The sequence below is a fragment of the Bacillus sp. BK450 genome (assembly GCF_004364885.1).
In the GTDB taxonomy this organism is placed as follows: domain Bacteria; phylum Bacillota; class Bacilli; order Bacillales; family Bacillaceae; genus Bacillus; species Bacillus safensis.
On the sequence record NZ_SOBQ01000004.1, the window covers coordinates 35,256 to 52,854 of the forward strand.

Genomic DNA, 17,599 nt, shown 5'->3' on the forward strand with positions numbered 1-17,599 from the left:
AGTGGAGCATGTGATTGAATTCAGAGGAGTATCGAAACGATTCAAGGATTTTTCCGTTCAGGATCTTGATTTACAGGTCAAGAAAGGCTTTGTCACAGGGTTTATTGGAGAGAATGGAGCGGGTAAGTCGACTACCATTAAAATGATCATGAATTTGTTAAAGCCCGATTCAGGTGACATCAAGGTTTTTGGATTGGATTATCATACTCATGAAAAAGAGATTAAGGAACGAATCGGATTTGTTTACGATGCCAATGTTTTTTTCCCAGGGTTGAATTTAAAGGACATCAAACGGATTGTGGCTCCTGCTTATAAACGTTGGGATGACCAGCTTTTTAATCAATATATTGAACAGTTTGGTCTGCCGCTGAATAAAGCGATCAAAACATTTTCAAAAGGGATGCAGATGAAGGCGTCACTTGCGATTGCGCTGTCGCATCATGCAGAGCTGATCATCATGGATGAACCAACTGCTGGTTTAGATCCGGTTTTTAGAAGAGAGCTGCTCAGCACGTTACAAGAATTGATGATTGATGGAAATCGGACGATCTTTTTCTCGACGCATGTGACGACTGATTTAGACCGGATTGCGGATTATATTGCGTTTATACAAAATGGAAGATTGGTCTTTCAACAGTCGATTCATGAAGTGGCAGAAAGTTATGCGCTTGTGAAAGGAAGCCTGGAGTTATTGGATCGAGACACAGAAAAGGCGTTTATCCATATTCAGCGTACATCAGCAGGTTTTGAAGCATTATCAGATCGAATTGATGAGGTGAAACTTATTTTTGGGGATGCTGTTGTGATTGAACCGGCGTCGCTTGAGGATATCATGTTTTATTTGAAAGGCGGGGCTGCGCATGTTTCATTTAATTAAGCGTGATGTGATTTTGCAAAAGAAGCAGTTACTTATTTTTATTCCGTTTATCTTATTTTTTATTTTCATGGATGTCCATCCAGTATTGACGTTTATAGTCGCTAGTGTCTTCATTCCCTTTAACACATATGCGTATGATGAAAAGGCAGAAACGAATATCCTATTAAATTCTTTGCCTTATACCCGGAATGAAATTATTGCCTCCCGTTATCTTGGTGCCGTTTTTTATATGGTCATTGCGATCGGGCTGACAAGTGCTACATTACTTGTGTTTGGGAAGCTGTTTTCGCTGTCAGATATTGCGATTGGCAGCGGGTTGTTTTTATTGTTCGCGGCGTGTACGTTTCCATTATTTTATATCTTAAAGCCTGGTTATATCACAACGGCAGTGATCATTGGCTTTATCGTATTATCAGCTATGGGACCGCCTGTTGTTCTCTATTTAGCAGAGCAATTTAGTGGGTTCACTAATTTTATTATGAATTTATCGATCCCTGTTTTATATACGGGCTCAGCTGTGCTGATTATGCTCTTCTACTTGTTGTCTTGGGGACTTTCTACTGTGATTTACCAGAGGAAAGTGTTTTAGGAAAGCAATTGCCGATGTTCCTATAAATTAACAGTTTGAGCTTAGAAGACCGTGTGAGCGGTCTTTTTTTGAAGATTTTTCTGGTTATTGATTATATCAATATAAAATAATTTGAACTTGATTTTATGTCAGAATATTTTGTTAATAGTGTTTTCCTCAAAAAAACAATTGTTTTTTAAGGGTAGATTTATTATGATAATATACATCGAAAGATTGATGTTTCTCAATCAGAATGAAAATTCTGATTTTTATTTTTTATGTTGTTTGTTGATGAGGGGGAAGAAAAGTGGCTCAAAAGGAATTAAAGAGAGGGTTAAGTGCCCGCCATATTCAAATGATCGCTCTTGGCGGCACAATCGGTGTTGGCTTATTTATGGGGTCAGCGAAGGCCATTCAGTGGACAGGTCCATCCGTTCTTCTAGCTTACGCGGTGTGTGGTATTTTTATCTTTTTTATTATGCGTGCGATGGGAGAAATGTTATATCTTGAGCCGAGTACAGGGTCATTTGCTACATTCGGGCATCAATATATTCATCCGCTTGCAGGGTATATGACGGCTTGGAGTAACTGGTTCCAGTGGGTCATTGTCGGAATGTCTGAAATTATTGCGGTTGGGGCTTATATGAAATATTGGTTCCCAGAGCTGCCTGCGTGGATTCCAGGGTTAATTGCGATGATCATTTTAGGAGCAGCCAACTTGATTTCGGTTAAGTCATTTGGTGAATTTGAATTTTGGTTTGCGATGATCAAAATTGTGACGATTATCTTGATGATTGTTGCAGGTTTAGGCATTATTTTCTTCGGTTTTGGAAATGGCGGAACGCCTATTGGGCTGTCTAACCTTTGGGCGCATGGTGGGTTCTTTACAGGTGGGTTTAGCGGATTCCTGTTTGCATTGTCTCTAGTTATTGCTGCTTATCAAGGTGTCGAGCTGATTGGGATTACAGCCGGTGAGGCGCAAAATCCGCAAAAGACGCTGACAAATGCCATCAAAAGTATCATCTGGCGTATTTTGATTTTCTATATCGGTGCGATCTTTGTCATTGTGACGGTGTATCCTTGGGATCAGCTGAATACCCTTGGCAGTCCATTTGTGGCGACGTTTGCGAAGATTGGGATTACAGCAGCTGCTGGTATTATTAACTTTGTTGTCATTACAGCAGCGATGTCCGGCTGTAATAGTGGTATTTTCAGTGCGGGCCGTATGCTTTATACATTAGGTGTGAATGGTCAGGCACCTGCTTTCTTTACGAAAATTTCGAAGAACGGTGTACCGTATTTTGGGACATTCGCTGTGCTGATTGGTTTAGCGATAGGAGTGGTCCTGAATTATGTTTCTCCGCCAAATATTTTCGTCTATGTGTATAGTGCGAGTGTCCTTCCTGGGATGGTACCTTGGTTTGTCATTTTGATTAGTCATATTGGCTTCAGAAAGGCAAAGGGGGCAGCACTTGATCAGCACCCGTTCAAGATGCCGTTAGCGCCGTTTTCGAATTATCTTACAATCGGATTTTTATTGATGGTGCTTGTGTTTATGCTCATTAATCAGGATACTCGAATTTCTCTCATTGTGGGAATTGTGTTCTTGATTGTAGTGGCACTTAGCTTTATTGTATTTGGGATTGGAAAACGAAAACCGATTGAAACAGCTTCTTCTGATCAAACGGTAAAATAATTAAAGACCTTGCGGGATGGACCGCAAGGCTTTTTTATTTAGAGTGAAGCTTTTACACGGTTAAAGACATCTGGAAAGTTGGTGAAAAGACCGGTGACGCCGTATTGCAGTAGACGGGTCATATCTGTTTCGCTGTTTACCGTATATGGATGAAGGAGGAGTCCATGGCTTCTGACCTGCTGGACGTTTTCAGGTGTTAATGCTCTAAAATTCGGTCCAACCCCTACAGCGTACGTTTTGATAAAGTCGAGCTGATCGTCTGTGATGGATGTCATTTGGTTTCTGTCTAATAGCTGTACTTTTGGCAGGCGTGGGGCTAATTTCTGCAGCTTTAGCAGGCTGTCTTCACTAAAGGATTGAATGATGACCTGGCCTTTTCTTGTGTGTTTCCCAAGAAGGTGATGTTTCTTTAAGGCGGCCAATAGTTTTTCTTCCATTTGCGGATAAAGGTCTGGTTTTTTTGTTTCAATATAATAATTTTCTCGTTTGCCGAAATAGCGCAGCACCTCATCTAATGTAAGGACTCTCTGTCCGATATAGTTGGCATTTTGTCTGTCGGGATTGGCTTCGTTAAACCATGTACCAGCATCAAGCTGTTTGATTTCGGCAAGTGTGAGGTCTTTGACCCAGCCTGTTCCGTTTGTGGTCCGGTCAACGGTTTCATCATGCATCACGATGAGATGTCCATCCTTTGTCATTTGAAGGTCGAGTTCGAGGTAATCTGCATTCATCTTTGTGGCGAGCTTGTAGGAAGCCAGGGTATGCTCTGGTGCATACCCTGATGCTCCGCGGTGTGCAACGGTTAAGATGCGATCTGGAGATAAAAGGTTTTCATGTGCCGATACGGTGGCCGGCACCCACACAAAAGACAGTAAAGCAAAAGAGAGCAACACGAAAGCAAGTAATCTACTTTTCTTCATATTTTATCCTCCTTTTACGGTAACTGCCTCCATCATAAGAAATAGATGTAAAGAGCATGTTGGGCGGATATGAATCTTTTATGTGATTTTCATTAAGCTTGCTCAACGCGTTTTCCTGTATTCCATGTCATGGCGAGGAAAACAATCGCAAGCACACAAGAACCAACCAGTAAAATGAAGCCTCCTGTCCAGTCATAGTGATCGACGACGACACCCATCATGGCATTGGCAAAGGCAGAGCCGCCAATGTAGCCGAAGAAGCCTGTCAGTCCGGCAGCAGTTCCAGCCGCTTTTTTCGGAGCGAGATCAATGGCTTGAAGCCCAATAAGCATAACAGGTCCGTAAATCAAAAAGCCGATGCTGATAAGGGCAATGTTATCGACCATTGGATTGCCTGCAGGGTTTAGCCAGTAAACAAGAACGGCAATTAACACCCCGGCCATAAAGATGACGCCAGCTGGTGCGCGGCGGCTTCTAAAGAAGCGGTCACTGATCCAGCCGCACAATAATGTACCGGGAATGCCTGCATATTCATAAAGAAAATAAGACCAGCGTGAATGCTCTGGTGAAAAGCCCTTTGCTTCTGTTAAGTAGGTCGGCGCCCAGTCAACGACACCGTAACGGACAAAGTACACAAACACGTTGGCAATGGCGATATACCATAGGAATTTATTGTTGAGTACATATTTAAATAAAATCTCTTTCACTGTTAATTCTTTTTCTTGATCCTCATACTTTTGGGCCGGATAGTCATTTCGATATTCCTCAATTGGCGGAAGACCAGTGGATTGCGGGGTATCCCGTACGAGAAGAATGATCACGAAGGAGACGATAATGGCAATGATGGCAGGGAAGAAAAAGATACTTTTCCACGTCGCAAACAGTACAATCCCTAATGTGATAAGCGGTGCAAGAATCCCCCCGCCGACATTGTGAGCGACGTTCCAAATGGACATTTTCGTACCACGTTCACTAACCGAAAACCAGTGCGCCATCGTACGCCCGCATGGCGGCCACCCCATGCCTTGAAACCAGCCGTTTAAGAACATGAATAAAAACATGATCCATACACTGGATGTGACCCATGGAAATGAGACAAATAGGATATTGATAAGAGCTGATAAAAAGAGTCCGGCAGCTAAAAAATATCTGGGGTTACAGCGGTCTGAGATCATCCCCATGATGAATTTACTAAAGCCATAAGCGATAGATACAGCTGCGAGTACAAAGCCTAATTCACTTTTCGTGAACCCCTCTTCCTGTAGATATGGAATGGCAAAAGCGAAATTTTTGCGCAGCAAATAGTAGCCCGCATACCCGATAAAGATGCCTAGAAATACTTGCAGCCGCAGCCGCTTATACGTCTCGTCTGTTTTGGCATCATCAAGCCTGTCGATATGTGGAGCAGGTTTAAACCATTTGAACATAAAGATCCTCCTTTTGTAGATGTCTGATTGACTGAAGCAAAAGTACGAGAATTGCTTTCGATTCTGTACCTTTTCAGAGACAAAAGAAATGTTAGCGCTTTCTTTTGTACTCCCATCATATCGGATGGAAGAGACGTTTATGATGAGGCTTTTGTCATAAATTTGGAAAAATGGGTCATGAAGCAACAAAAAAATCCGCACAATGGCGGATTTTTTCTTAGCGGTTATAGAGACACATTAATTTTCGCAGATTTCTTTAGTTTTTCAATTTCTTTTTGTACTTCTTTTTGCTTTTCTTGAGATTCTAGCTGTTTTTTAATTTGTGATTTAACCTCTTTGTATTCTGGTGCTTTTTGCTTTTGTTTTTTCATTTGGTCTGCGTATTGGTCATAGTACGCTTTGACGTCTTTCTCAGAGACGGAGGCTGATTTGATTTCTTTGTCGACATATTGGCTGTATTTGATGCTGTCGGCAATGTCACTTTTCAGCTGATCCAATGTAAGTCCGCTCTTTTTCAGTGCTTCTTCGAATTGAGCGTTGTCTTTAAACTGTTTCTTTTCTTCCTTTAGCTGCTTATCTACCTCTTTGTCAGAGGCTTTGAAGCCCTTCTTCTCAGCATCTTGCAGGATGAGCTCTTGTCCTACGAGCGCATCAATGGTTTGTTTCTTGACTGCTTTCTCGCCTTCTTTAGAAGTTGGGTCTTGCCCGGACTGCTGAAGCTGTCCTTGAATGGTAGATAAAGCGCTATTGTATTCACTGCCTGTGATTTTGTCTTTGTTGACAGTCGCAACGACCTTTTGATCATCGATTTTTTGTGCGTCTAATTTCTTTTGCATTTCTTCCATTTGCTTTTGCTGCTCTTTTTGATCAGCCTGTGTTGTTTCCTTGTTTTTGGCTGAATCGTTTTGCTTATCTTGTTTGGCATCGTTTGACGAGCAGGCTGCAAGTCCAACAGATAACAAACAAGCGATGAGTGTATATGATACCTTTTTCATCATTTTCTCTCCCTTCGGTATGAGAACGTCTAGTGCGCATTCTAACCGTTTTTTAGGAAAAATAAAACCGTACAGACAATTTGTTAGCGGATTGACATGTTTTTTATCTGTTTGTCCTCATTTTGTCTTCTCATAGTCATCTCATGACAAACTCAATTGTGGAATAATTGTTCCATCACTTCGTCGATATTGGTGATTGGCTGGCGGCAGCTGTAGTTTTCACAAATATACACGGTGGTTTTTCCATCAATTGTTTTGTAATCTTTTGTAAAGGGCGCGAGCTTCGCTAATTCTTCCCCTGTTTCGGCAGTCAATATGATATCAAATGGCACGAAGCGTTTTTGAAGCGCCTGTAAAAGCTGTTCTTTTTGAGGGTCGCCGTTTTTTCCGAGAATGATGATTTCTCTTTTCGTTGCATATTGACTTAAGAGTCCTTGCAGAAACGCTGTATGACCGCTTGGATAGGACGAGACATCGACATAAAAGGCTTGGAACATCTGATCTAATGTGTCTAGCCAATCCTGACGTCCGGTCAGTCTGCTAAGCATGAGAAGGTGCTTGAGTGCAGTGCTGTTGCCAGAAGGCATAGCGCCGTCGTACACTTCTTTTTCTCGAACGAGGAGCGATTCCGCATCTGATCCCGAGAAGAAAAAGCCCCCTTTTTCCTTGTCCCAAAATAGCTCAAACATGTTCTCAGCAATGGCTGTGGCTTTTTCCAGCCAATCTAATTCAAAGGTCGCTTCGTATAAAGACATATAGGCTTTTAGCATATGCGCATAATCCTCGATAAAGCCGAGATGCTTCACGTCACCTTCTCTGTAGCGGACCATGAGCCGCTCATGTTGAACAAGATGTGTTTCTAGAAAAGACATCGCCTGCTTCGCCATATGGATCGCTTCCTCTTCATCAAAGACCCTTCCTGCTTTGGCGAGAGCTGCGATCATCAGCGCATTCCAGGATGTGAGCACCTTGTCATCGACAAGCGGCGCGGGTCGCTGCTGTCTGACTGATTGTAAAATATGCCGGGCTTCTTGCAGCTTAGACTGAAGTTTTTTATCGTCGATCGAAAAAGAGGCCTTGATGTCCTCAAAAGAGGTGGAAATGGTATGCGGGATGTTCTCCCCTTCAAAGTTCCCCTCTTCTGTGATGTGATAGACGTCGCAAAATAAAGCGCCAAGTTCCTCACCTAAATGGGTGATGATCTCATCCTTTGACCAGACGTAATATTGTCCTTCTTTCCCTTCAGAATCTGCATCTATTGCTGAATAAAATGAGCCGCCCGGATTCATCATATCTTGTTTAATAAATTGGATCAGGTGTTGGACAAGCTTTTTATACTCAGGTTTTGAGGTGAGCTGATACGCTTCTGTGTAAGCTTCCATCAGCAGCGCGTTATCATACAGCATTTTTTCAAAATGCGGCACAAGCCATTTTTCATCCGTCGAATAACGAGAAAAGCCGGAACCAATATGGTCATATATACCGCCATTTGCCATTCCATCTAACGTTTTCGTGACTGCATACAGCGCATTCTCCTGTTCAGTCCATTCGTAATAGCGCATTAGAAATGAGAGCATATGAGGTGCAGGAAATTTTGGTGCGGAGCCGAATCCGCCATACAGCGTATCAAAGCTGCTCATGAGCTGATAATAGGCTTTGTGAACTGCCTCTTGAGACAGCGTGTTTTCTGTCTGCCCTGCTGCTTTAATCCGCAGATTATTTGTCGCTTTCTCTGCCAATGATTCAATATGATCTCGGTCGTTATGGTACGCATCCAGCAATTGTGTCAGTGCCTCAATGAAGCCAGGACGCCCGTATGCACTTCTCTTTGGGAAATATGTCCCCGCATAAAAAGGCTTTTGATCCGGCGTGACAAACACGTTGAGCGGCCAGCCGCCTTGCCCCGTCATCATCTGACAAACAGACATATAAATAGAGTCGATGTCTGGACGCTCCTCACGATCGACTTTGATGGAAATGAAATGCTCATTTAAGATGTCAGCGACTTGTTGATCTTCGAAGCTTTCGTGTGCCATGACGTGGCACCAATGGCAAGTGGCGTAACCGATGCTGACAAGCACTGGTTTATTTTCACGCTTGGCTTTGTCAAATGCTTCTTGCCCCCACGGGTACCAGTGAACTGGGTTGTGGGCGTGCTGAAGGAGGTAGGGTGATTTTTCATTGATGAGTGGGTTGGGTTTTTGATTGTTCGGCATGTAATCACCTTCCTTTCTAAATGTTTTTTAGTATTCTCTTTTCTCTATTTAATATATCAGATTGCTGTTGCCCGTCATCATTTGTCTGTGAGGTATTCCCAAAATAAAAAAATCAAGGGCTATAAACCCTTGATAGCTACATCAATCGTAATGCTTTAACAAGATGGCTGAATTATGTCCTCCAAAACCAAAAGAATTGGATAGCCCGTATTTCAAAGGAAGCTGTCTCGCTTCTAATACAACATCTAAGTTGCAATCTGGATCTTGATTCTCGACATTAATAGTTGGCGGAATCATTCCTCGTCTCAAACTTTCCACTAAAGCAATGGCTTCTACTCCGCCGGCAGCACCAAACATGTGCCCCGTCATTGATTTGTTTGCCGTTGTTGGAATTTCACCTGAACGATCACCAAATAATTTCTTAATAGCTAGAACTTCTGAACGATCACCTACTTGTGTACTTGTTGCATGAGCACTAATAACATCGATGTCATCTGTTGATATATTTGCACTTCTCAATGCTTTTTTCATGGCTAAGTAGGCACCTTTACCTTCTGGGTGGGATGCTACCATATGATGAGCGTCTGAACTAGCTCCGTACCCAACTACTTCACATAATATCGGCGCATCTCTAAGAATCGCGTTTTCTAATGATTCTAATACTAAGATACCTGCGCCTTCACTCATCACAAAGCCATCTCTATCTGTATCGAATGGACGGCTGGCCCGGCTTGGGTCTTGGTTTCTAGTAGATAGTGCGTGTGCGTTTCCAAAACTGGCCAAAGATATCTGTGAGACGGCAGCTTCTGTTCCTCCGGCAAATATAATATCTGCATCATCATTTCGGATCGCATTGAAAGCTTCGCCAATAGAGGTGTTCCCAATAGAACAAGCTGTGACTGGTGACAATGATGGCCCTTGTGCCCCTAATCTAATGCTGATTTGGGCCGCAGCTGCATTTGAAATCATCATGGGTACAAGGCTGGGGCTTACTCTTGAGGGACCTCGTTTATCTAATACATTGACATGATCAACAAGCGATTGGATTCCCCCGATTCCTGAACCAACATATACGCCTAAACGTTCAAGATCAACTTGATCTAACTGTAATTGCGAATTTTCTAATGCTTGTTCGGCTGCTGCTAAGGCAAACTGACTAAAACGGTCTAATCGTTTTGCTTCTTTTCTTCCCAATATTTCATCTGCATCGAAATCACGAACGATTCCAGCTATTTTTGTTTTATAATCAGTTGTATCAAAAGAATCAATGAGAGATATTCCCGATTGTCCTTTGATTAGTTGATTCCAAAAGCTATTTACATCATTTCCAAGTGGAGAAATAATTCCCATTCCAGTAATGACAACTCTTTTCATGATCATTCCCTCCTTGTTTTTATTAACTTTAGCCATTGTGTTATCCTATTACAAGTTGTTGTTTATCCTAGTGTAATTAATACTCTTTTAAAGGGAGATCTAAATGAAACCTGAAACTAGACTTCAAGCATTATCAGAATTTCTAAAAAACCAACGTTCGAAAATTACGCCCCAAATGGTTGGTTTACCTGTAGGAACCCGTAGAAGAACACCAGGACTAAGAAGAGAAGAAGTGGCTCAACTAGCCGGTGTGAGTCTTACCTGGTATACATGGTTAGAGCAAGGGAGAGATATAAAAGTATCGACTTCGGTATTAGATGCGATTTCTCGTGCATTACAATTAAATAACGATGAAAGGAGATATTTGTACGCTTTAGCGTTAGAGGAAGGAGTGAAACAATCCTTTATCATTGAGAATGAGAAGGAAATCAGTCCGGCTTTAGTGAAAATTTTGCAGGAACTTCGTTATTGCCCGACGATTGTATCTGATAGAAGAAGTCAGATTGTTGGCTGGAATCAAGCAGCAGCGAATGTCTTTTTGGACTTTGAACAAATCATCCCCGCAGAAAGGAATATCATACGCTTACTTTTCGCAAGAAAGGAATTTAAAAGTTTAGCGGTGAATTGGGAGCATTTTGTTAGAGGATATATCGCCATATTTAGAACGTATTATGGACAGTATGTGGCTGATGACTGGTATGAGCAATTTATAGAAGAAATGGAGCAGGCATATCCTGAGTTTCGTAAAATTTGGAATGAAAATGAGATCAGTTATGCGCCTGAAGTATTAATTGAATTTCGTCATGCTAAGGCAGGGAAAATGTTGTTTAATCTCACTTCATTACAAGTGTATGGGGATACTGATTTAAGATGCAGCGTCTATACTCCAGTTGAGGATACTGATACGGAGCTTAAGTTAAAACGTTTGATTGAAGGCTAGTTATCTTCAATGATTTCTCGTTGGTTGTTAATCTTCTTCATAAATGGTGGAATGTGCAATTCTTTTCACATTCTCTACAAAAGAGAAGGGCAAGTCGTTTGACTAAATACCTCTTAGGGTATACTATCTGTTCATAGAAAGAATAGAAAGGGGGTACTTGTGCATGGAATATAATCAACAGATGAAGAACCGTCTTCGCCGGATTGAGGGGCAGATTAAAGGAGTTCTTGCGATGATGGAGCAGGGGAAGGATTGCCGCGAGGTGGTGACGCAGCTGTCTGCATCACGCAATGCCATTGATCGTGCAATGGGTGTGATTGTAAGTACAAATCTTGAACAATGTGTCCGAGAAAGTCTTGAACAAGGCAAGGATACGGAGGGTCTTGTGAAAGAAGCAGTAGAGCTATTGGTGAAAAGCCGGTAAGAAATTCTTCAGCCTTTGAGGTTGACGGATTTTTTTACTTGTTATAATATACCCTTACCGGTATGTGTATATATTTTTTATTTTGTATATACCCCCATGGGTAATTTCGAAGGAGGAGCAGGATGGCAGAACAGAAAAAACGCACGACGATTGTGCTATTTAGTGGAGATTATGATAAAGCAATGGCGGCTTACATTATTGCCAATGGTGCAGCAGCCTATGATCATGAAGTGACGATTTTTCATACCTTTTGGGGGCTGAATGCCTTGCGCAAGGATGAGATGGTGCCAACGAAAAAAGGTTTTTTAGAAAAAATGTTTGGCAAGATGATGCCGCGCGGGGCTGATCGAATGGGCATTTCAAAGATGAATTTTGCTGGAATGGGCCCAAAGATGATTAAGCACGTGATCAAAAAGCACAATGCCATGACCTTGCCGCAGCTCATTGATATGGCGAAGGAACAGGAGATCAACCTCGTAACATGTACAATGACGATGGATCTTTTAGGGCTGCAGGAGAAAGAATTATTAGATGATATTCAATATGCTGGTGTGGCCGCTTATTTAGCAGAGGCTGAAATCGGAAGTGTGAATTTATTTATTTAGTGAGGTGATGAAATGATTCAAACGATTTTGTTCATCCTGGTGATTGGCTTACTCGTGAGCCGCTTCCTGCCGGTTCGAGGTGTGAACCAAATGGATGCAGTCGATATGAAGAAAAGGCTGAAAAACAAAGGTCAACAACTCATTGACGTGCGATCTCCAGTAGAATTTCAAACAAACCATATAAAAGGATTTCGAAACATTCCTTTACCTCAGTTAAAAGAACGAGTTTCTCAGCTTGAGAAGAATGAAGAAATCTACGTGATATGCCAAAGCGGAATGAGAAGTATGCAGGCAGCGAAAATATTGAAGAAGCAAGGATTTACTCATATTACAAACATCAAGGGTGGTATGAATGCTTGGCATTAAGCACGCATGAAAATATACCCCCACCCCTATATAAAGGAGGACATCACATGCAGCAACCAACAGTCATTTTAGATGCAAAAGGATTGGCATGCCCGATGCCGATTGTGAAAACAAAAAAACAAATGAATGAGCTTTTGCCAGGAGATGTACTTGAAGTGCAAGCTACCGATAAAGGATCAGCAGCGGATTTAGCGGCTTGGTCAAAAAGTGCCGGCCATGAGTTTTTAGGAACAAAAGTAGAGGGTCAGGTGCTCCATCATTTGATTCGTAAGGGCGGAGCGCAAGAGGAAGAGCCTATGATTTCGGAAATATCTTTGAATGCCTTTCAACAGAAGGTAAAAGAAGATCAATCTCTGTTTATTTTGGATGTACGAGAGCTGGATGAATACGAAGCGGGGCATATCCCAGGAGCTGTTCATATCCCGCTTGGTGAGGTGGAACATCGTGCAGAGGAGTTAACAAGAGAATCGGACATTTATCTCATCTGTCATTCAGGCAGAAGAAGTGAATTAGCTGCGCAAAAGCTAAAAGAGAAAGGATTTCAACAATTAATCAATGTGGTGCCAGGCATGAATAGCTGGACAGGAGCCATTGAAAAATAGGAGCTGAATAAAACATGACGGTAAAAGCCATGACTGCAGAGCAGTTAACAAAAAAGATCGTGGGCAAAGAGCCGCTCTTTTTGCTAGATGTGCGAAATCAAGCAGATGTGCAGGACTGGAAGATTGAAGGGGAAGCAATCGTTGATTTGAATGTGCCTTATTTTGATCTGCTTGACGGAGTAGAGGACCTTTTACAGCACATTCCTAGTGACCGTGAAGTATTGGTGGTTTGTGCTAAGGAAGGTTCCTCTATCCTGGTGGCGGAGATGCTGTCAGAGGCTGGCGTGCCTGTTCATTATTTGCAGGGCGGCATGAAGGCATGGAGTGAGCATCTAGAGCCAGTGAAAATAGGTGATTTAAGCGGCGGCGGAGAGCTGTATCAATTTGTACGGATGGGCAAAGGGTGTCTGTCCTATATGATCATGTCCAATGGAGAAGCCGCGGTTGTGGATGCAGCTCGAATGACGGAGGTCTATATCGATTTTGCGAAAAAGCATGATGTCTCTGTGACGCATGTGCTGGATACTCACCTTCATGCAGATCATATTTCTGGTGGGAAAAAGCTGGCTGAACTAACGGGTGCTACCTACTGGCTGCCGCCAAAAGATGCCGAAGAGGTAACCTTTGAATATGAACGTCTTGAAGAAGGACAGCGGATAACGATTGGAACAGCTTCTATTGATATTCAACCCATTTATTCCCCGGGACATACGATCGGCTCAACATCTTTTATCGTAGACAATCAATATCTTCTTTCAGGTGATATTTTGTTCATTGATTCGATTGGAAGACCTGATCTTGCTGGAATGGCGGAGGACTGGGTAGATGATTTGAGAGAGACGCTTTATGAACGGTATATGGCGCTTTCAAAGGAATACATCGTTCTGCCTGCGCACTTCATGACCATCGAAGAAATGAACGAAGACGGCAGTGTTTGGAAGGAGCTCGACTCACTTTTAAAAGAAAATCATGGGCTTCATATTGAAGATCAACATGTGTTTAGACAGATGGTGACGGAGGGATTGCCTGCACAGCCGCATGCCTTTCAAGAGATTCGTAAAACCAATATGGGGAAGCTGAACCCAGATGTGGAAGAGCAGCGTGAAATGGAAATGGGTCCAAACCGTTGTGCGATTCGGTAATGTCCAATAAAATAAGAGACGAGGAACAATCAAATGACATCAGATCAAATTTTAGACGTAACAGGGCTCGCATGCCCAATGCCGATTATTCGAACGAAGAAAAAAATGAACGACTTGGCGGAAGGTCAAGTTTTAGAAATACATGCAACAGATAAAGGGGCTAAAGCTGACTTAGCCGCATGGGCGAAGTCAAGCGGACATGAATTGATCACGCAGACAGAAGAAGGTCACGTGTTGAAGTTCTGGATGAGAAAAGGGTCCTAAAGGATGTAGGGGTATCTGCTGAAGATCCCCTTTTCCTTTTGCAAAGGAGGAGACCAGCGTGGATTTTGCATTTTTGATTACACTTTTTATCATCGGATGTATTGGTTCCTTCTTATCAGGAATGGTGGGGATCGGCGGATCGGTGATCAACTATCCCATGCTGCTTTATATCCCGCCTCTTTTCGGTGTGATGGCACTATCAGCACATGAGGTATCAGGGATTGGTGCCATTCAAGTGCTTTTTTCGACACTGGGTGGTGTACTTGCTTATCGGAAAAGCGGATTTTTACATCGCTCGCTGATTTTATATATGGGAAGCAGTATATTGGCGGGCAGCTTATTAGGCAGTTATGTATCACATTTTATGCCGGAGAAAGGGATGAATCTCGTCTATGGATTACTCGCCATTGTGGCGGTTATTCTCATGCTGATTCCGAAAAAAGGACAGCGTCCAGACGCAGAGGGAGAAGTCACTTTTCATAAAGGACTGGCATCAGGTATTGCCTTTGTGATTGGCAGTGTTTCCGGGGTATTAGGTGCAGGCGGCGCATTTATTTTAGTGCCTGTGATGCTGTCTATTTTAAAAATTCCTGTACGGATGACGATTGCGTCGTCACTTGCGATTACGTTTCTTTCTGCGATAGGCGCATCGACTGGAAAGGTATTGACGGGTCAGGTCATGCTTCTTCCTGCTGTTGTGCTGATGGCGGCAAGTTTGATGGCAGCTCCGATTGGTGCGAAGGTCGGTCAGAAAATCAACGCCGTCTACTTGCAATGGGCACTTGCTGTGATGATTACGGCGACAGCGGTCAAAATTTGGCTGGATATTTTATAAAGAAAAGACCAACAAAGCAAGCATGTTGGTCTTTTTTATTGGACGTCATCGTGCTCGATATACGTTTCTAGTGCTGGGTGGTACTCTTTTTGATAATGAAGGTTGGGACATGTTTTCACGACTTTGCCTTGCAGGGCATTGGACTTTGAGACTTCTAATGCTGATTTACATTTAGGACAGCGTTCGGCAAAGAATGAGGGCCAGCGTTTCATGTATCACCACTCCAGTTAAAGTCTTAAAAACCGATTATATTAATATGAATTATAGGGGATCATGCAGGGAAGGTCAATGGGTGTTTGGGTCTTTTTAACAAAAAAAGAAGCATCATGAGAGATGCTTCTTTATCGTTCATATTCTTAATAGGCTTTCGCCCAGAACACCATATCAGATGCAGGCTTTCCGCAGCAGACACATGTGTCAGAAATGGTTTCCTGTTCGAATGGAATACAGCGTGAGGACGCGCCTGTTCTTTCTTTAATGTCGTTTTCACAGGCTTCATCACCGCACCACATGGCTTTAATCAATCGGTTTTCTTCGGCAAGAATTTGCTCGATGTCTTCGATTGTGTGGGCGTGTGATGTCTTTTCATGTAATCGTTCCTTCGCTTTTTCGTACATCGTCCGCTGGATGTCTTCAAGCGTTGCTGTGATGGTTTGTTCAAGGGCATCTAACGTGACAGATTGCTTTTCACCAGTGTCTCGTCTTGCAAGCATCACCTGTCCTTTTTCGATATCCTTTGGTCCTACTTCTACACGTAGCGGAATACCCTGCATTTCACACTCGTTGAATTTCCAGCCTGGCTGTTTATCGCTTGCGTCGATGTCAGCACGTGCGATGCGGGCGAGTCGATTCTTCAATTCGTAGGCATGATCCAGCACACCTTCTTTATGAGAAGCGATTGGGACGATACGCACTTGGGTTGGCGCAATATTTGGCGGGAGGACGAGCCCTCTGTCATCGCCATGAACCATGATCATAGCGCCAATGATTCTTGTTGTGAAACCCCAAGAGGTTTGCTGGACATGCTCTAGTTTTCCTTCACGGTTTAAGAATTCGATGCCAAATGCTTTGGCAAATCCGTTCCCGAAGAAATGAGAAGTGGCAGTTTGCAGCGCTTTTCCATCATGCATCAAGCTTTCAACCGTATAGGTGAAGCGAGCGCCGGCGAATTTTTCCTTCTCTGTTTTTCTCCCTTTAATGACAGGAATGGCAAGGAGATCTTCGCAAAGAGAAGCGTAAATGTGAAGCATTCTTTCTGTTTCTTCAATCGCTTCTTGCTCAGTCTCATGGCACGTATGCCCTTCCTGCCATAGGAATTCAAGGGTTCTGAGGAAGGGACGTGTTGTCTTTTCCCAGCGGACGACATTGGCCCATTGGTTATATAGCTTCGGTAAATCGCGGTAGGAATGAATAATGTTTTTGTAATGCTCAGCGAACAGCACTTCAGAGGTCGGTCTGACGCAGAGCCTTTCTTGTAATTCGGATTCACCGCCATGTGTCACCCACGCCACTTCAGGAGCAAAGCCTTCGATATGATCTTTTTCCTGCTGAAGCAGGCTCTCTGGGATAAAGAGCGGCATATAGACATTCTCATGACCCGTTTCTTTAATCTGGCGGTCAAGTTCGTCGCGAATATTCTCCCAGATTTTAAAGCCGTACGGCTGAATGATCATACTACCTCTCACGCTTGAATAATCGACGAGCCGCGCCTTTGTGACAACATCTGTATACCACTGGGCAAAGTCGTCTTCCATGCTTGTAATTTTCTCAACAAATTGTTTCTTTGACATTGCAGGTTCCTCCTTTTTTAAAACAAAAAAGCTGTACTTTAAGTTAGGGACCATTCCTGGTGGTACCACCCTAATTTAAAGCACAGCTTTACACTCAATCATGATAACGGTATGAACCGCTGTATGAAACAGAACTAAATCGGCAGGTTCACTTGAAGATGTCAGTAGGAACTTCTCAGCACCGTTCCCTCTCTGTTAAAGATCGATTCAAGCTACTATTCCAGATCTACGTAGATCCTTGTTCGTTGATTTTTCATCAGTTTACCTGTAAACGGAGGAGAAAGCAAGTTGTTCTGATTCCTTTTACGGCGCCTTTTGTCTAGGTAACGGAATGGCAGTATTTTTCTATTTTTACAGCTTGCGAGTTATGTAAGGCTATGCTAATATATTTGAAGAAAAAAATAGACTTGTATAACCTCAATAATATGGTTTGAGGGTTTCTACCAGGATCCGATAAATCCTGATTACAAAAGCGCGCTTTCCTTTTTTGTAATCAGGGTTTTTTTGTTTGTCTGCACCCTGTATCAAAAGTGAAAGCGATGATATACAGAAGGGATG

18 protein-coding genes, 1 pseudogene, 1 riboswitch and 1 other annotated feature are annotated in these 17,599 nt (G+C 42.8%); of the genes and pseudogenes, 11 read left to right on the plus strand and 8 right to left on the minus strand.

The genetic code is table 11. The features are described 5' to 3' along the window. Position 1: 1 nt before the first annotated feature. The 3 genes from EV579_RS14455 (at position 2) to EV579_RS14465 (ending at position 3,141) form a co-directional block, all read left to right on the plus strand. Complete coding sequence (locus EV579_RS14455) at positions 2 to 877, plus strand: ABC transporter ATP-binding protein (RefSeq protein ID WP_133744686.1); 876 nt, start codon at positions 2 to 4, stop codon at positions 875 to 877. Continuing rightward, positions 861 to 1,466: an ABC-2 transporter permease gene (locus EV579_RS14460; protein WP_133744687.1), complete on the plus strand. Its 606-nt coding sequence runs from the start codon at positions 861 to 863 to the stop codon at positions 1,464 to 1,466. Before EV579_RS14455 ends, EV579_RS14460 begins: the two co-directional genes overlap by 17 nt. Before the next feature lie 286 nt (positions 1,467 to 1,752). Further along, positions 1,753 to 3,141, plus strand: a complete 1,389-nt coding sequence (locus EV579_RS14465; RefSeq protein ID WP_044333413.1) for an amino acid permease — start codon at positions 1,753 to 1,755, stop codon at positions 3,139 to 3,141. Positions 3,142 to 3,179: 38 nt separating this feature from the next. Here the strand turns inward: EV579_RS14465 and EV579_RS14470 are convergent, their stop codons facing one another. The 6 genes and pseudogenes from EV579_RS14470 to fabF all read right to left on the minus strand — a co-directional run bounded on the left by EV579_RS14470 (position 3,180) and on the right by fabF (position 10,073). Beyond that, positions 3,180 to 4,061 carry a glycerophosphodiester phosphodiesterase gene (locus EV579_RS14470; protein ID WP_044333415.1) on the minus strand — a complete coding sequence of 294 codons (882 nt, stop codon included), beginning with the start codon at positions 4,059 to 4,061 and terminating at the stop codon, positions 3,180 to 3,182. A 92-nt stretch (positions 4,062 to 4,153) separates the two neighbouring features. Next, positions 4,154 to 5,488, minus strand: a complete 1,335-nt coding sequence (gene glpT / locus EV579_RS14475) for a glycerol-3-phosphate transporter (RefSeq protein WP_044333417.1) — start codon at positions 5,486 to 5,488, stop codon at positions 4,154 to 4,156. A gap of 224 nt (positions 5,489 to 5,712) precedes the next feature. Beyond that, positions 5,713 to 6,483, minus strand: a complete 771-nt coding sequence (locus tag EV579_RS14485; protein WP_024424429.1) for a SurA N-terminal domain-containing protein — start codon at positions 6,481 to 6,483, stop codon at positions 5,713 to 5,715. Between the two features lie 152 nt (positions 6,484 to 6,635). After that, a complete protein-coding gene (locus EV579_RS19350; protein WP_326996194.1) occupies positions 6,636 to 8,123 on the minus strand; it encodes a thioredoxin domain-containing protein in 1,488 nt (495 codons plus the stop codon). A gap of 84 nt (positions 8,124 to 8,207) precedes the next feature. Continuing rightward, positions 8,208 to 8,699, minus strand: a pseudogene (locus EV579_RS19190) (thioredoxin domain-containing protein); the annotation flags it as partial. A gap of 141 nt (positions 8,700 to 8,840) precedes the next feature. Continuing rightward, positions 8,841 to 10,073 carry a beta-ketoacyl-ACP synthase II gene (gene fabF, locus EV579_RS14495; protein WP_044333421.1) on the minus strand — a complete coding sequence of 411 codons (1,233 nt, stop codon included), beginning with the start codon at positions 10,071 to 10,073 and terminating at the stop codon, positions 8,841 to 8,843. 103 nt (positions 10,074 to 10,176) lie between these two features. Between fabF and EV579_RS14500 the strand changes: the two genes are divergently transcribed. The 8 genes from EV579_RS14500 to EV579_RS14535 all read left to right on the plus strand — a co-directional run bounded on the left by EV579_RS14500 (position 10,177) and on the right by EV579_RS14535 (position 15,251). Continuing rightward, positions 10,177 to 11,013, plus strand: coding sequence for a helix-turn-helix transcriptional regulator (locus EV579_RS14500; RefSeq protein WP_044333423.1), 837 nt, complete (start codon positions 10,177 to 10,179; stop codon positions 11,011 to 11,013). A gap of 163 nt (positions 11,014 to 11,176) precedes the next feature. After that, entirely contained in the window at positions 11,177 to 11,437 is a 261-nt protein-coding gene (locus EV579_RS14505; RefSeq protein ID WP_003217059.1) for a metal-sensitive transcriptional regulator, read from the plus strand. A gap of 122 nt (positions 11,438 to 11,559) precedes the next feature. After that, positions 11,560 to 12,042: a DsrE/DsrF/DrsH-like family protein gene (locus EV579_RS14510; RefSeq protein WP_133744688.1), complete on the plus strand. Its 483-nt coding sequence runs from the start codon at positions 11,560 to 11,562 to the stop codon at positions 12,040 to 12,042. Positions 12,043 to 12,054: 12 nt separating this feature from the next. Next, entirely contained in the window at positions 12,055 to 12,408 is a 354-nt protein-coding gene (locus EV579_RS14515; protein WP_133744689.1) for a rhodanese-like domain-containing protein, read from the plus strand. Between the two features lie 47 nt (positions 12,409 to 12,455). After that, the gene (locus EV579_RS14520; RefSeq protein WP_024427454.1) at positions 12,456 to 13,010 is read left to right on the plus strand and encodes a sulfurtransferase TusA family protein; all 555 of its coding nucleotides are present in this window, start codon (positions 12,456 to 12,458) and stop codon (positions 13,008 to 13,010) included. 14 nt (positions 13,011 to 13,024) lie between these two features. Beyond that, positions 13,025 to 14,152, plus strand: a complete 1,128-nt coding sequence (locus tag EV579_RS14525) for an MBL fold metallo-hydrolase (protein WP_133744690.1) — start codon at positions 13,025 to 13,027, stop codon at positions 14,150 to 14,152. 33 nt (positions 14,153 to 14,185) lie between these two features. Then, positions 14,186 to 14,416 (plus strand): sulfurtransferase TusA family protein, encoded by a 231-nt coding sequence (locus tag EV579_RS14530; protein ID WP_041106141.1) that lies wholly within the window; start codon positions 14,186 to 14,188, stop codon positions 14,414 to 14,416. Between the two features lie 58 nt (positions 14,417 to 14,474). Continuing rightward, positions 14,475 to 15,251 carry a sulfite exporter TauE/SafE family protein gene (locus tag EV579_RS14535; protein ID WP_133744691.1) on the plus strand — a complete coding sequence of 259 codons (777 nt, stop codon included), beginning with the start codon at positions 14,475 to 14,477 and terminating at the stop codon, positions 15,249 to 15,251. 35 nt (positions 15,252 to 15,286) lie between these two features. Here the strand turns inward: EV579_RS14535 and EV579_RS19030 are convergent, their stop codons facing one another. Continuing rightward, on the minus strand, positions 15,287 to 15,463 hold the full coding sequence (locus EV579_RS19030) for a hypothetical protein (protein WP_162860209.1): 177 nt from the start codon (positions 15,461 to 15,463) through the stop codon (positions 15,287 to 15,289). A 144-nt stretch (positions 15,464 to 15,607) separates the two neighbouring features. Beyond that, positions 15,608 to 17,041, minus strand: coding sequence for a proline--tRNA ligase (gene proS / locus EV579_RS14540; protein ID WP_133744692.1), 1,434 nt, complete (start codon positions 17,039 to 17,041; stop codon positions 15,608 to 15,610). Between the two features lie 42 nt (positions 17,042 to 17,083). Further along, positions 17,084 to 17,279, minus strand: a binding site (T-box leader). A gap of 149 nt (positions 17,280 to 17,428) precedes the next feature. Beyond that, positions 17,429 to 17,528, plus strand: a riboswitch (purine riboswitch). Positions 17,529 to 17,599 lie beyond the last annotated feature (71 nt).

Excerpts from the sequence above, each read along its gene's own strand:
- EV579_RS19030 (WP_162860209.1), bottom strand. The coding sequence starts at position 15,463 with ATGAAACGCTGGCCCTCATTCTTTGCCGAACGCTGTCCTAAATGTAAA.
- EV579_RS14460 (WP_133744687.1), top strand. The coding sequence starts at position 861 with ATGTTTCATTTAATTAAGCGTGATGTGATTTTGCAAAAGAAGCAGTTA.
- fabF (WP_044333421.1), bottom strand. The coding sequence starts at position 10,073 with ATGAAAAGAGTTGTCATTACTGGAATGGGAATTATTTCTCCACTTGGA.
- EV579_RS14515 (WP_133744689.1), top strand. The coding sequence starts at position 12,055 with ATGATTCAAACGATTTTGTTCATCCTGGTGATTGGCTTACTCGTGAGC.
- EV579_RS14470 (WP_044333415.1), bottom strand. The coding sequence starts at position 4,061 with ATGAAGAAAAGTAGATTACTTGCTTTCGTGTTGCTCTCTTTTGCTTTA.
- proS (WP_133744692.1), bottom strand. The coding sequence starts at position 17,041 with ATGTCAAAGAAACAATTTGTTGAGAAAATTACAAGCATGGAAGACGAC.
- EV579_RS14520 (WP_024427454.1), top strand. The coding sequence starts at position 12,456 with ATGCAGCAACCAACAGTCATTTTAGATGCAAAAGGATTGGCATGCCCG.
- EV579_RS14505 (WP_003217059.1), top strand. The coding sequence starts at position 11,177 with ATGGAATATAATCAACAGATGAAGAACCGTCTTCGCCGGATTGAGGGG.
- EV579_RS14510 (WP_133744688.1), top strand. The coding sequence starts at position 11,560 with ATGGCAGAACAGAAAAAACGCACGACGATTGTGCTATTTAGTGGAGAT.
- EV579_RS14485 (WP_024424429.1), bottom strand. The coding sequence starts at position 6,483 with ATGAAAAAGGTATCATATACACTCATCGCTTGTTTGTTATCTGTTGGA.
- glpT (WP_044333417.1), bottom strand. The coding sequence starts at position 5,488 with ATGTTCAAATGGTTTAAACCTGCTCCACATATCGACAGGCTTGATGAT.
- EV579_RS14525 (WP_133744690.1), top strand. The coding sequence starts at position 13,025 with ATGACGGTAAAAGCCATGACTGCAGAGCAGTTAACAAAAAAGATCGTG.
- EV579_RS14530 (WP_041106141.1), top strand. The coding sequence starts at position 14,186 with ATGACATCAGATCAAATTTTAGACGTAACAGGGCTCGCATGCCCAATG.
- EV579_RS14500 (WP_044333423.1), top strand. The coding sequence starts at position 10,177 with ATGAAACCTGAAACTAGACTTCAAGCATTATCAGAATTTCTAAAAAAC.
- EV579_RS19350 (WP_326996194.1), bottom strand. The coding sequence starts at position 8,123 with ATGAGCAGCTTTGATACGCTGTATGGCGGATTCGGCTCCGCACCAAAA.